Raw genomic sequence first — 14,045 nt, forward strand, 5'->3', positions numbered from 1 at the left:
TGCTTGCCTGGTCTTCGTCGTGCAGAAGAAGGGCGGCGAACCGCCCGGATGTTTCTCAGCCCTGACGCTTATCTTCGGTCTGGGTATCGAAGTCGCTCGCAGAATGGCGTTCATGCAACTGCTCGTTCAGCTCGCCGTTGGTGCGGTTAACAATGCGTCCGCGTTTAACGGCCGGACGATTCGCCACATCTTTTGCCCAGCGCTGCACGTTGGTGTACTTCCCGGCATCCAGGAACTCGGCGGCGTTATAGACGCTGCCCAGCGCCACGCAGCCAAACCATGGCCAGACCGCCATATCCGCAATGGTATATTCCTCACCCGCTACGTAACGACCGCGCGCCAGCTGTTTGTCCAGCACGTCGAACAGGCGTTTAGCTTCCATGGTGAAGCGATCGATAGCGTACTCAATTTTTACCGGCGCGTAGTTATAGAAGTGGCCAAAACCACCGCCGAGGAACGGGGCCGCGCCCTGTAACCAGAACAGCCAGTTCAGGGTTTCCGTCCGGCCCGCCGGATCTTTTGGCAGGAAGTGACCAAATTTCTCGGCCAGGTAAAGCAGGATATTGCCGGATTCAAAGACGCGCGTCGGCGGGGTGGTGGAGTGGTCACGCAGCGCCGGGATCTTCGAGTTCGGGTTCACGTCGACAAAACCGCTGGAGAACTGATCGCCCTCACCGATGCGGATTAACCATGCGTCGTATTCCGCGCCCGTCACGCCCAGCGCCAGCAGCTCTTCCAGCATGATGGTAATTTTCTGCCCATTCGGCGTACCCAGAGAGTACAGCTGGAGCGGGTGTGCGCCCACAGGTAGCTCTTTCTCGTGCGTAGCGCCCGAGACGGGACGGTTGATATTGGCGAACGCGCCGCCGTTATTCTGTTTCCATTCCCACACTTTCGGTGGCTGATAGGTGTTATCTGACATGTTGGCCTGCCTCTTTGGTGTTGTGTTGAGGCAGTGTAGCAGGAGACAGGGGAACCGTTTAACGATGTGAGCGTAATGGGCAGAGCGGGTGTATGATAACGCCACCTCTGTCAGTTAATTACAACGTGCAGACGACGACAACCCCACAAAAAAATTGCCGCCTGCCTGTTTTAGGTTGGATACATGCGTAAAGGAACGTTAAGCAGTGACGCACCCTTCGGGACGTTATTAGGCTATGCGCCGGGTGGCGTGGCGATTTACTCTTCAAATTACGGCAGTCTCGATCCGCGTCACTACCCGGAAGACGCGGAATTCCGCAGCTATATCGGCAACGAATACATGGGCCATAAATGGCAGTGCGTTGAGTTTGCGCGCCGTTTCCTGTTTCTCAATCACGGGTTTGTCTTTACCGACGTCGGGATGGCGTGGGAGATCTTCTCCCTGCGTTTTTTACGCGAAGTGGTGAACGACAATATTCTGCCGCTACAGGCCTTTGCCAATGGTTCTAAACGCGCGCCGCAGGCCGGTGCGCTGCTCATCTGGCAAAAGGGCGGTGAGTTTCATGAGACCGGCCACGTCGCCGTTATCACCCAGTTGCTGGATGACAGAGTGCGCATTGCCGAGCAGAACGTTATTCACTCCCCGCTGCCGATGGGGCAGCAGTGGACGCGCGAGCTGCGTCTGAGTGTGGAGGACGGCTGCTATACCCTTCATGACACCTTCAACGATACCGAGATCCTCGGCTGGATGATCCAGACGGAGGAGACGGAACACAGTATTCCTCAGCCGGAGATCGACGGTGAGCTGCTGAAAATCAGCGGCGCGCGGTTGAAGAACCACCGTCAGTTCGACGGAAAATGGCTCAATGAAAACGATGCCCTGCAACAGGCGTACATTCGCGCCAACGGCCACGTTATCAACAACGATCCCTGCCAGTACTTCACTATTACCGAAAGTGCCGAGCAGGAGCTGATCAAAGCCACCAACGAACTGCACCTGATGTATCTCCACGCGACCGATAAAGTGCTGAAAGACGACAACTTGCTCGCGCTTTTCGACATCCCGAAAATCCTCTGGCCGCGTCTGCGTCTCTCCTGGCAGTGGCGTCGTCACCATATGATCACCGGTCGTATGGATTTCTGTATGGATGAACGCGGCATCAAGGTTTACGAGTACAACGCGGATTCCGCCTCCTGCCATACCGAGGGCGGGCTTATTCTTGAAGAGTGGGTGAAAAACGGCTATCGCGGCACCGGCCACAATCCGGCGGAAGGCTTGCTGGAGGAACTGACCGGCGCATGGAAGCACAGCCACGCGCGGCCGTTCGTGCATATCATGCAGGACAACGATATCGAAGAGGATTACCACGCGCTCTTTATTCAGCGCTCGCTGATGCAGGCCGGGTTTGACACCAAAATCCTGCATGGCCTTGGCGCGCTGAGCTGGGATGCCGCCGGGCAACTGATTGATGATGAAGGCCGTCACGTTAACTGCGTATGGAAAACCTGGGCGTGGGAAACGGCGATTGAGCAGATCCGCGAGGTGAGCGAAACCGAGTATGCCGCCGTGCCTATCCGCACCGGTCATCCGCAAGGCGAAGTGCGCCTGATTGACGTCCTGCTGCGCCCGGAAGTGCTGGTCTTCGAACCGCTGTGGACGGTGATCCCCGGTAATAAGGCGATCCTGCCGGTGCTGTGGCAGCTGTTCCCGAACCACCGCTATCTGCTCGATACCGATTTTGAGGTCAACGATCTGCTCAAACGCACCGGTTATGCCGTTAAACCGATAGCCGGACGCTGCGGGAGCAATATCGACCTGATCGGCGCCCAGGATGAACTGCTGGACCAGTCCAGCGGCAAGTTTGTCGACCGCAAAAATATCTACCAGCAGCTGTGGTGCCTGCCGAAGATTGACGGCAAATACATTCAGGTCTGCACCTTTACCGTGGGCGGGAACTATGGCGGAACCTGTCTGCGCGGGGATGACTCGCTGGTGGTGAAGAAAGAGAGCGATATTGAACCGCTGATTGTGGTGAAGGATAAGTAACTTACCCCTGATATAAAAAGCCCCCGCAGGGCATTCTGCGGGGGCTTTTCATTACTGTTCATCCTCTTCGTGCTGCTCGCTGATCTTCAAATCAATGATCCGGCCAATCTGGTCATGGTAAATCGTCAGCAGGTTGTACTGGCTCATCTCGGACATGATTTGCGGCGTGACGTTAAAACTTTGGGCAAGCTCGTCATGGCGCAACATTTCCGGATGACGCCGCCTCACATGCGCTCGGCGGCGATTGTACTGATACCACAGGATCAGCAGCCAGCCGTTCAACGCGGCAATCAGCAGATAGACCAGCACCGTATTGAAGGATGCGATAATCACGCTCCAGCGGTGATCGCTCTCCTCGGTCAACTGCATCCACAGCCTTGCATACAGGAAAAACAGGAATCCTCCCCAGGCTATAAGCGTTAATACGGCATCGAAAAGACGCGGTGCCAGCCGATGCTCAGTCAAAATTAACGTATTCTCGTTCATTGAATGCTCCCTTTTCCCCGGTCCGGACTGATCCAGCGCGCGCGGGCGCGTTTACGTTTTAGCATCACTTTTGGAAATGCCACGAGGGTGGTAAACAGGCCAATCATCCAGTACACCATCGGGAACCAGATCACCCAGAACAGCGAGCCTGCCACTTTCCGCTCGTAGCGCCGCTCGATATACAAACTGACGAGGAATTGCAGCAGGCACATCACGCCCAGCAGCAGCCCGGTAAACGCTGGCGGAAACAGGCTCGCAACGGCCAGATTCGCGGGAAGAGGGATAATATGGCTGAGAATGAACAACACCACAGTCGCCCCATAAGCAAACGCCCACAGCGTTGATAGCGCGTACTCAAGAAACAGGGGCCACATGCGATGATGCTCCCAGCGGGCCATCTTACGCAGGTTAACCAGAAACACCTCTGCACCCCCCTGCGCCCAGCGCAGACGCTGTTTCCATAGCCCCTTTAGCGTCTCCGGCATCAGGATCCAGCACAGCGCCCGCGGCTCAAAAAAGATATCCCAGTGGCGTAGCTGAAGCTTCCAGCTTATGTCGATGTCCTCTGTGATCATGTCCGGGCTCCAGTACCCGACATCCGCCAGCGCCTGACGGCGAAAGGCGGCGATGACGCCGGAGACGGTAAAGACCCGGCCATAGATCCGCTGCGTTCGCTTGATAAGCCCAATAATGGAAGAAAACTCGCCGACCTGAATGCGGCCAATCAGCGTTGAGCGCGTGCGAATACGCGGATTTCCGGTGACGGCCCCAACGTGGGGATACTGAATCAGCGGTGCCACCAGATACGCCGCGGTATCACGGTCGAGCAGGGCGTCGCCGTCAATGCAGACCAGCAGATCGCCCCGGGCCGCCGCCGCACCCGCCTTGAGCGCCACGGCTTTCCCCTGGTTCTCCGCGAGGTTAATCACCCGCAGGCGCGGCTGCTCCTGCGCCAGCTGGTACAGTACCTCCGCCGTGTTATCCGAAGAACCGTCGTTGATGGCGATAACTTCTACATTCCAGTATCGCTGATCCAGCGCGGCGCTAATTGTCTCCCGTGCGTTTCGTTCCTCATTGAAGCAGGGAATCAGAATCGAGATTAACGGCTCACCGGCTAAGGCGGGGGCGGGGGTTGCGTCATCCCACGACCAGTGCCGTTCAAGCTGAAACCAGAAATAGAGGCCGCCGGTTACCCAGAGCACGGACATAAACAGCGGCCAGAAAAAGACAAAGTCCAGAATCAGTTCGCCGGTAAACAGCGCGGCTACGCCTAACGGCAACCCGAATACCAGACACAAAATTGAGAAGGCGAGAATGCGGTCAGTCATTGTCAGGATACCAGTACGAAGAAAATTCAGGCCTGATACGCGACATATCAGGTTGGTTATTGATGAAGTCGTCGGGGTAATAACCGTAATTTTTGATGCCGTTCAGCTGGAGCACCTGCATCCACTCCACCAGACGTTCATCGGCTACGGCACGCTGCGGTTTCTGCGCCCAGTCCCTGGCCTGAAGCTCAAAAATTGTTTTATTCAGCGCGCCGGGGCGTACGGCGACGGCTTTGACTAAACGCGTCAGCCAGGCATTGCTCTCTTCTGCCGGGACGGACTCCATCAGCGGCATTGCCATCGGCACCGTCCAGTCGTAGGCCGACAGAAAATCATCCAGATTTTGTGCAAACCACGCCTCGCTTTCCGGCTGGAGAATGGGCAACGCGAACATGTTCCGCGCGGTTTTGATCTGCGGACCACGGATGTTTTTCACAGCCTGGCTCAGGGTGCGGGTAAAACCGATAAGCAGCTGGCTCTTCTGTCGGGTCGTGTCCTGTCCGGCATCGTCAACGTCCGTCAGCACCGCGTCGTCATGAAATAAGATCCCATTGAAGCTGGCATAGCGGGCCAGATCTTCATAGATTTCCGTCACCTGCTGGCGAACCTGCGGATCCCATGGAGAGAGCCTGATATAAGGCTCGGTGGCCACGGTCAGCTCTCCTGTTTGACGATCCCGGCGCTGCACGCGCGGCAGGGAAGGATCGAGATCGAACGAGAGGACCGGCATCCACGCGAAGACTTTCACTCCCGCGCGGGTTTGTAGCTGCCAGGCGACAAAATTAAAGAGATCGGCCCGGACCGGAAGCCGACGGTTGGGGAAATAGAGCGCGCCGATCCTGCCGTCGCCCCGCGGATCCGAAAACGCCTGGAGAAACACATGGCTGATTTTCATGTCGTAGACCCGCTGCACGAGTTTGTTGATGTTTTTCGTCTGCTGGGCCGGATCGGGATCGTAGACGTAATCAAGATCAACATGCATAACGCGCACCGGGTCAAACTCCTGAACGCGGGTAACCGTGTTGGCAAAGGCTTTTATCGATGGATTCCCGGCAATCAGCAGGCGCGGGATATTGCCGAGGTCGCGCACGTTTCCCAGCCCGTCTTCCAGGGTAAAGGCCAGCTGATAGCCCTGTTTTTGGGCGATAGCGAGCGACGTTCCGTTGGCAGCCCCATAGGGCCACACCCAGGCACGCGGCGCTTTTCCCGTCACTCGGGTGATTTTATCGGTGACTTTCCGTACGTCTGCGGCGATCCGCTGGTTGAACTGTTCATCGGTTTCGTAATGCCCCGTCGCCTTATCGAAAAAACGGTTGGCAATGGCGGGTTCACGGCTTCCCTGCGGGTTAGCCGGTATGCCGTAATGCGAGGCCCAGGTATGCGAGCCAATCTCAATCAGCGGGGACTGGCTGAGTTCGCGCACCATATCCCAGGTGGCAAAGCGATCGCGGGGGGTCATCAGACCGCCGAAGTTAACGTTTTGATTTGCTGCCGTATCCACCCAACTGCCCACCGGCGCCCACAGCGCAGGAACGTTCCAGGCCTGAAGCAGGGGCCAGACGCGGGTGTAAAAGCTGCTGTAGCCATCATCAAAGCTGAGCAAAACGGCTTTCGGCGGCAGCGCTTTTTTTCCTTCATGCGCATCCAGAATGTCCTGCACGCTGATAGCGTGATAACCGTTGTGCAAAAGCCAGCTTATCTGCTCGTTTAACGCGCTGGTGCGAACGGAGAGGTAGCGCTGATCGGCGGCATCATCTTCGACGTCGTGGTAGGCCAGGACCAGAAACTGGTTCTCCGGCCAGGGTTTGCTGGCCTCAAGCTGCGGCCTCTCTTTGGGGGCCATAAACGAGAGCGGCTGCGCGCAGAGGCTCGCGCTGAGGCAGAGCCAGCCGATGACGATCAGGCTTACAGAAAAACGTGTATTCAGCATATTCATCCTTAAAAGCGTAAAGTCGCATCTAACGTGACGGAGAGATTGCTCTCCCGTTTGCCGTCGTAAGGGCGCTTATCCCAGTTCAGCATCACGCCAGTATCGACAACGTTGTTCCACTGGAGGCGTTGCCCGTAACCCATCAGGGTGATGACACCCGTGGACTGATTTTTCTGCCAGTAGCTGCCGCCGCCTGCCACGAACTGCTGGCTCCAGCGGGTATCGTAGTGGCGGTACATCTCATGATCGGCGGACAGGGCAGCCGTCACGGACAGATCCCGGGCCGGGTTGTAATAGAGCGTATCCCGCAGGCTGTTTTTACTGGCGGCGATCCCCGGTTCGAGATCCAGCGTCAGGGTCGGGGTCTGCCAGAGACGCTCTTTCCCCGCAAGGGTGTATTCCTGACGGCGGTTATGGTCTGAGAAGCGGCTGACGGCGGCGTTAAACTGATATTCACGTCGTTCGTTTTGATACCAGCGCACCCCACCTTCGCCCCGGTTGGCGCTAATTCCATTGCGTAATGCGCGTAAGGGCGTGGTGCGGGACAAGCGTTCGAGGCTACCGCTGACCTGCCAGTTATCATTCAGGCTGTAAATCGTTGAGAGTCGTGCACCCGGCCTGTTTGTACCGTGATAGCGATTACTGGAGAGTTCGGCTTCGAGCGTGAGGTCACGGGGCCGCCACTCAACCCCGCCTGACAGGTGACGGCTGGTGCCTTTACCTTCGTCGAAACGCCCCTGCGCAAAGCGGGTGCCTGCAAATAATCGCCAGTTATCCGCGACGGGCGGGCCGTAGAGCGTGGCGTCCCAGGTGAAATCGTGTGAACCGCTGACTGGGTTATCGGAGTGCAATCCCTTGCCCGCGTTGAGGCGCAGTTCGGACATATGATGGACGTTTCTGATCCTGTCCAGGCGCTGGACGCTGCGATCGACCGGGGCGCGAGCGAGCACATCATCGGTAAGTAAATCCATCTCCCGCCACGCCTGTAAATCCATCGCGACGTAAGCCTGCTGCTGCTCAAGTTCTGTACTGGAGGGTTCCAGCGCCTCCGCCATTTTCAGTTTTTTTTCAGCCGCGCGCGGCAGTCCCCTGGCCTGAAGCAGGGTGGCATAGTCGATCTGTAATCCCTGATTGCCCGGCGCCGTTGACGCCAGACGATACGACAGCTCTTCGGCTTCCGGCAGGGCGTTGGTCGCCAGCAAATAGTTAAGTTTGAGGGTCTGCCCGGTGAGCCACCGATCGTTCGGCTGAGGGGTTGGAGATCCGAAATCGTAGCGGATCCAGGGAACGCTGCGGGTCTCGCGCTCAACATACTCGTGGGCAGACTGATACTGCCCCGTATCCAGCCAGGCATAGAAAAGCGCATGCTCCTCGTCCTGCGGATCGGCGGCGTATTGCGGATAACGTTGCACAAGCGAGAAGGCGGCGGCGGTGTTTTTCTCCTGCAAACAGGCGGAGATCACCCAGCCGATGGCCCAGTCCGGCACCGGATGCTGTGCGGCCGTCAGCGCCTGATATTCGCTAATGACCTGTTGGTAATCACCATGCGCATACAGCGCACCAAGCCTGTCGATACGGGCAAGGATGACGTCTTCAGCCGCCTGCGGTTCGTTTTGCCAGCGGGAAAGCAGGGCGTGATAGCGATCTAATGCGTTTTGTGCCAGCCGCAGGCGCGCTTTCTCTGTTCTGCCAGGCACATCCGCCAGGCGTACCCTTTCAGCCGCCGCATTACGCTCGAGGCGGCGACGCTCCGCGGCAGACATCGCCGCGCTTTGCGACAGCCAGAGCGCGGGCGTGCTTACCCGGTTATCCGTTAACGCCTCGATCGTCTCGCGAAGAAGGGCATTATTCCCTGGTGCGGCGTTCAGCGCGCGCATGTCCGCCAGCAGCCGATCCGCGTTTTTTCCCTGGCGCATCCAGACATAGGAGAGCGCCTCAAGGTGCGCGGGGGAAGGATCGTCCTTAACCAGTTGCCGGGCTTCCGAAAGCGCGAGGCGATCTCTGCGGGCATCGGCCAGGGTTTTAACATAGCCGATGCGGTAATCGTCGTTATCCGGCGCAAGGCTTTGCGCCTCTTTCCACAGCGATAAGGCGGATGGCCAGGCTTTTTGGTTTCTTCTGGACTGCGCGACAGCAGCAATGGCGCGTGCGGGCAGTGGCATATAAATACCATAACGCTGCCAGACCCGAATAACCTCGTCATCGCGTCCTGCCCAGGAGGCTACCTGTAACCAGTCCGCAACCTGTTCGGGCGTTAAAGCATGTTGTTGCTCATAGCGCTGTAGATAATCAAGAAACAGCGCGTAATTACCGTTACGTGCCTGTTGAATCTGATGCTCATAAACGGATTCACCAGCCCAAACCAGAACAGGAAAGAGTAAAAGCAGGAACAATAATATTGTGGTGCGATAAAAGAATAACGTAGTGAAGCGAAGCGATCTTTCCATATCTATTTGCCATTTGTTTTTCATAAATCCATTGCATAACACGGCCACCTTTTATCTTTGTGTAAAAGGCCATAAATGAGAACATTAAAACGAAAATGCAGTTACGTTATGGGTTACTTACCTGAAGGTAATTATGGGGCCTCATCTCAATGGGTTGGGTTGGAGGTAATGTACACCTGATATACTGGCGGATAAATATGTTGAAAAGCACGTGTGTGGTTTTGAGATAAATCTGGAATCGGAAGCGTTAAGTGATTATTTAAGAATGGATTGCTATTTGCAACTTGCTGAAATAAATGGCTTTTATTTTTAATGTAGCAGCTTTGTTTATATTTGAGATGGCGTTTATCTGGCGTAATTAAAGAACTTTCCTGCCCATATTTGGGAAGTTTCATGACAAAAATTCTCAATGTTTAGTGAAGTGACTTTTCTGAGATTGTTTTTTATTTATAATTAAAGCCAGCCATTGAGTAAAAGTCTTCAGAAAGTCTTTGTCATCAATGTGTGTATTGAGGGATATTCAAAGCTGGAATACATTTGTCGTTAATATAAAAGCGCTATAAACGAAGGCTGTCTTCTTTCTGAAGAGGCGTTCTTGCTTTAACTAATAGGGATGCTTAGTGGCAACTTCAATAGTGTTAGTGACACAGGATCGCTACCTTGTCTGGGGAATGAGGCAATTTTTCCCTGATATCATTCTGCTCGACTCGATAGACAGAAACATATTTGATAACGGTGCAGATGAATATTCTGTGCTGATTGATAGTCGTTCTCCGCTCCGTTTATATGATTACCTGATACGCCATCCTGCCAGAACGAAAAAAACGATCTGCTGCGTCATGCTTGATATGCGACATCGCGAGGAGAATCTGCTCGATATGAAGTTGTTTTTGAATACCTCGCTCACCGCGCCGGATATGGCGTCATTGTTCAACCTGGTGCTCAACATGAAGGGCAGGCGTCTGACAACCAAATGGCTGCTCAACTTACGGCTTAGCACCCACGAAGCGATCATGCTGCGGTTGCTCCGGGCCGGGATGTCGATGGAAGCAATCGCAGCTGAGCTACATATGTCGGTTAAGAGCCTCTATCGCAAACGAACGGCGCTGTCTGAGCGGTTGGGGGCGGAGAACTTCAACGAGGCGTGTTTGTTTATCTTTAGAAATAAATTGTTGAGCCTTAACGAGAACCCGTAAAAAACAAAAACTCCACTTTAAATCATTGTTGTTGGTGTTTTTGGAGTTTTGTGACAAAGATAACGGTTACGATAAACATGGATAAATACAATACGCTGAAACTACTATCCAGGGAGCGAGATTTTCTTATATGGATTTCATCAATAAAGTTAAAAGTGGGGGCGGTATTGTTTTCATTGATAAGCTCTCGAATTGGGCGGGTGCTTTTTCAGGCCAACGACATCTCTCGGCTGTAAGAGAATCATTTGTCGCGTTGATGCCTTTAATTATTGCCGCATCACTGTTTATATTAATAAATAACGTATTACTTAACGGCGAATCCGGTTTAGTCGGATTTTTGGGCCTGGAAGGCGCATGGATTAACCATCTACAGGAAATCGGCGTTCGCGTGTATAACGGAACGCTGAATATTCTTGCCTTTCTTGCTACGGTGATGATTTCATATCGTTTAGCCAACAGCTATGGTGAGGATGGGATAACCTATGCTGTCTTCTCGCTGGCATGTTTATTTGTATTATTCCCGGTCAGTATTCCCGTTACAGCACCGGCTGGAGAGGTTTTTCAGGTTTCGGGGCTAATCAGTGGCAATGAAAGTGGTGCATCAGGTATGTTTGTAGGCATATTTGTAGCGCTTATTGCAACGGAGGTTTTTCGTAAGGTTTCAGCCTCGCCGAAATTAAAAATTACCCTCTCTGATTCGGTTCCTCCTTCTGTCTCCAGGAGCTTTAACGTATTAATACCGATGATTCTGGTATTAACCTTGTTAAGTGTTTTTGCATGGTCGTTGACAAGCCTTTTCAACAAAAATATCCATGAAATTGTTACTCTAATGATCCAGGCTCCACTGCAAAATATTTTACAGGGCCTGAGCGGAGTCATCGGGCTGTTGTTGACGCAAAACGGCTTATGGTGGGCGGGGATCCACGGTGCCAGTATCATGTACCCGATCACTGAGACAACCCTGCTGGTGGCGATTCAGGAAAACACGGCCGCGTTTAAGGCTGGCCTTGCAATCCCTCATATCGTCACGAAGCCTTTTATCGATGCCTATGGCTTTATGGGCGGCGGGGGTCAGACAATCGGTTTACTGATTGCTCTGTGGATTGCCGCGAAAAAAGCAGATCATCGTGCAATCACGCGCCTGGCGACGCCGGGGATGCTATTCAATATAAATGAGCCACTGATTTTTGGCCTGCCCATTATGTTCAATCCGGTACTGATTATACCCTTCTTATTCACCCCGGTTATCAGCATTGTGATTGCTTATGCCGCTACGGCAATGAATATCATTAACCATACCTATGTACTTGTTCCATGGACAACGCCGCCAGTGATCAGCGCTTTTCTGGCGACGGGAGGCGACTGGCGTGCTGCGGTATTGTCCGTCTTTTTAATCGGCTTGTCGGTTATTATTTATCTGCCATTTGTTTTTGCTATGAATAAACAGAAATAACCAGAGAGAAATATATGAACATGATTTGCGTGCCTCTGGATATCAGACCCTATAATTACGACTTTCTTATCTCTCTGGCTTCAATGGACAGTAAGTTGTCATTAAAAATGCCCGCTAAAGATATTTTAGGCTATAAGAAGCAGCCCGCATCACATCAGGCTGTCGATGAATTTATAAACAGCCATTGCGCCGATGCCGACGCGTTGATTATCAGTCTGGATATGTATCTCTACGGAGGGCTTTTTCCGGCGCGTATTCATCAGATGGAATTGAGCGAGCTTACGGCAAGGATGAATAAAATTAAAAGTCTGAAAGAGCGTTATCCGTCTCTTAAGATATATGCTTCTTCACTGGTATTGCGTACGCCAAAGTATAATTCCAGTGAAGAAGAGCCGGATTACTACGCACGTATCGGACATTCTATTTTTCAGGTCGGTTACCTGTCTGACAAAGAAAAGCGTGTTGGGCTAAGCGAAGATGAAAAAGTTGAGCTGCGTGCCCATCATTCCGCCATTGATTCTGCTTCCTTTGATGACTGGCTGTCGCGCCGAAGCAAGAATCTGCTGCTTATCGAAAAAGCAATCGAACTGGTTGATGAAAAAGTTCTCGAACAACTGATCATTCCTCTGGACGATACGGCGGAGTTTGGTTTCACGATGCAGGATCAGGTACGCATTTACGAAAAAGTATCCCAGCTGGGGGTACAGGATCGGGTGTTTGTTCATCCCGGCACCGATGAGTCTGGATGCACATTATTGACCAAAGCCTATTTATCGCTGAAGGAGCAGGATTTTTTAGCGACCACGTTCTATTCAAACGAATTGTTTAAACATTTTATTCCTAATTATGAAGATCGGCCTTTTGTACACTCACTGCGCTCGCATGCTGCCGCGTCAGGTCTCACATTGGTTGATAATGATGTATCGCTGCCTGTCTTAGCGATCAATGGTTGTGGTGAGATCATGCAGGAGGCTTTTGATATCAGTTATGGCTATAACCTGCAAACCGGCGCGCGTAAGCCAACGTATAAAAATATAACGTATTACACGCATCGTGATTTGGGGTCATATGCAAAGCACATTGCTGCCAGGGCGGCGCGGGTGCCAGTGGTGGTCATTGATGTAGCAATGTCAAACGGCGGTGAAACTGAACTGGTGCGTGCGCTGGATAAAGCCGGTGCGCTTGATGTCATTAAGGGCTACGCAGGCTGGAACACGACCTGTAATTCGTTAGGAACGGGGATCGCGCACCTTGTCTTTTCGACCCTGGGCGATAATGCTGACGCTATCGAACGTTTCTATAAAGAAAGGCTGATATCGGACTGGGCTTATCAGACTGAAGTCCGTTTTCCCGTTCAGTTCGAATATTTACCTTCAATTGGCCTGAGTTATTCCTCATTCGCAGAAAAGGAATCCAGCGTATTCGATAAAATTAAGACTGAAATAGAAAACACCTGGCAGGAAAATATTAAGCATAGCTTTAATGGTTGCTGTCCTGCGATTACATCCATTTCCGCACCTTTTCAACGGATGAGCGGTTTACATTTTACTGTTGTATGATTTTATTAAGAACAGGTAATAACTATGAATAAAATACTTTTAGTGTGTGCTGCCGGTATGTCTACCTCGATGTTAATGAAGCGAATGAAAGATTACGCCTGCTCCATCGGCCACGAGTCTGTGATTGAAGCGCACGGCGTAGATGTTCTGAAAGATGTTATCGCAAAATATGATGTTGTCCTGGTTGCCCCACAGATCCGATTCAAGCTGGCTGAAATACAAAAGCTGGCGGAGATGCATGGCAAGAAATCAGACGCCATCAACCCATTACAGTATGGGGCGATGAATGGTGAAAAAGTGTATCAACAGGCCATTGATCTGATTTCTTCGAAATGAGTCGTATCCACTGAACCTGAAACGGGATGATAAAAATGAGCTATGAAGATGATGTTATGTCGCTGATTATTGCCGCGGGTGAAGGGCGTAGCTGTGCCATGGAGGCGCTCTGTTTTGCAAAAGCGGGTAATTTTGCAGAAGCGGAAGCTTCTTTGAGCGTTTCTGCGGATGCTTTCAGACAGGCCCACGAGATACAGACCCGGATCATTGGTCTGGATGAGGGCGTGGGTAAAGTACCCGTCACGCTGGTGATGGTGCATGCCCAGGATCACCTTATGACAGGTATGCTTTGCCGGGAACTTGTGACAGAATTGATAGAGATTTATAAAAAGATGGAGTGAC

Annotated in this window: 12 protein-coding genes; 6 read left to right on the forward strand and 6 right to left on the reverse strand. The window is 52.7% G+C overall.

What is annotated here, in order from left to right:
• Positions 1-55 precede the first annotated feature (55 nt).
• Positions 56-922 (reverse strand): glutathione-dependent disulfide-bond oxidoreductase, encoded by an 867-nt coding sequence (gene yghU, locus BH712_RS21475; RefSeq protein ID WP_006811951.1) that lies wholly within the window; start codon positions 920-922, stop codon positions 56-58.
• Positions 923-1,105: 183 nt separating this feature from the next.
• Here yghU and gss point away from each other — a divergent pair, with 183 nt between their 5' ends.
• The gene (gene gss, locus BH712_RS21480) at positions 1,106-2,968 is read left to right on the forward strand and encodes a bifunctional glutathionylspermidine amidase/synthase (RefSeq protein WP_006811950.1); all 1,863 of its coding nucleotides are present in this window, start codon (positions 1,106-1,108) and stop codon (positions 2,966-2,968) included.
• A gap of 51 nt (positions 2,969-3,019) precedes the next feature.
• Here the strand turns inward: gss and pgaD are convergent, their stop codons facing one another.
• From pgaD to BH712_RS24780, 5 genes are all read right to left on the reverse strand, one after another.
• Positions 3,020-3,454 carry a poly-beta-1,6-N-acetyl-D-glucosamine biosynthesis protein PgaD gene (gene pgaD, locus BH712_RS21485; RefSeq protein ID WP_006811949.1) on the reverse strand — a complete coding sequence of 145 codons (435 nt, stop codon included), beginning with the start codon at positions 3,452-3,454 and terminating at the stop codon, positions 3,020-3,022.
• Positions 3,451-4,782 carry a poly-beta-1,6-N-acetyl-D-glucosamine synthase gene (gene pgaC / locus BH712_RS21490; RefSeq protein WP_006811948.1) on the reverse strand — a complete coding sequence of 444 codons (1,332 nt, stop codon included), beginning with the start codon at positions 4,780-4,782 and terminating at the stop codon, positions 3,451-3,453. The genes pgaD and pgaC overlap by 4 nt, the downstream gene beginning before the upstream one ends.
• Positions 4,775-6,712 (reverse strand): poly-beta-1,6-N-acetyl-D-glucosamine N-deacetylase PgaB, encoded by a 1,938-nt coding sequence (pgaB, locus tag BH712_RS21495; protein ID WP_032674047.1) that lies wholly within the window; start codon positions 6,710-6,712, stop codon positions 4,775-4,777. Before pgaB ends, pgaC begins: the two co-directional genes overlap by 8 nt.
• An 8-nt stretch (positions 6,713-6,720) precedes the next feature.
• Positions 6,721-9,159: a poly-beta-1,6 N-acetyl-D-glucosamine export porin PgaA gene (gene pgaA, locus BH712_RS21500; protein WP_032674046.1), complete on the reverse strand. Its 2,439-nt coding sequence runs from the start codon at positions 9,157-9,159 to the stop codon at positions 6,721-6,723.
• Between the two features lie 146 nt (positions 9,160-9,305).
• Entirely contained in the window at positions 9,306-9,554 is a 249-nt protein-coding gene (locus BH712_RS24780; RefSeq protein WP_006811945.1) for a hypothetical protein, read from the reverse strand.
• A gap of 225 nt (positions 9,555-9,779) precedes the next feature.
• Between BH712_RS24780 and BH712_RS21505 the strand changes: the two genes are divergently transcribed.
• The 5 genes from BH712_RS21505 (at position 9,780) to BH712_RS21525 (ending at position 14,044) form a co-directional block, all read left to right on the forward strand.
• The gene (locus BH712_RS21505) at positions 9,780-10,355 is read left to right on the forward strand and encodes a helix-turn-helix domain-containing protein (RefSeq protein ID WP_006811944.1); all 576 of its coding nucleotides are present in this window, start codon (positions 9,780-9,782) and stop codon (positions 10,353-10,355) included.
• Positions 10,356-10,485: 130 nt separating this feature from the next.
• Positions 10,486-11,808: a PTS sugar transporter subunit IIC gene (locus tag BH712_RS21510; RefSeq protein ID WP_006811943.1), complete on the forward strand. Its 1,323-nt coding sequence runs from the start codon at positions 10,486-10,488 to the stop codon at positions 11,806-11,808.
• Between the two features lie 14 nt (positions 11,809-11,822).
• Positions 11,823-13,367 (forward strand): DUF4127 family protein, encoded by a 1,545-nt coding sequence (locus BH712_RS21515; RefSeq protein ID WP_006811942.1) that lies wholly within the window; start codon positions 11,823-11,825, stop codon positions 13,365-13,367.
• A gap of 24 nt (positions 13,368-13,391) precedes the next feature.
• Entirely contained in the window at positions 13,392-13,703 is a 312-nt protein-coding gene (locus BH712_RS21520) for a PTS sugar transporter subunit IIB (protein ID WP_006811941.1), read from the forward strand.
• Positions 13,704-13,738: 35 nt separating this feature from the next.
• Positions 13,739-14,044 (forward strand): PTS lactose/cellobiose transporter subunit IIA, encoded by a 306-nt coding sequence (locus BH712_RS21525; RefSeq protein ID WP_032674045.1) that lies wholly within the window; start codon positions 13,739-13,741, stop codon positions 14,042-14,044.
• Position 14,045: the final 1 nt, after the last annotated feature.

The sequence above is a fragment of the Enterobacter hormaechei ATCC 49162 genome (assembly GCF_001875655.1).
Taxonomy (GTDB): domain Bacteria; phylum Pseudomonadota; class Gammaproteobacteria; order Enterobacterales; family Enterobacteriaceae; genus Enterobacter; species Enterobacter hormaechei.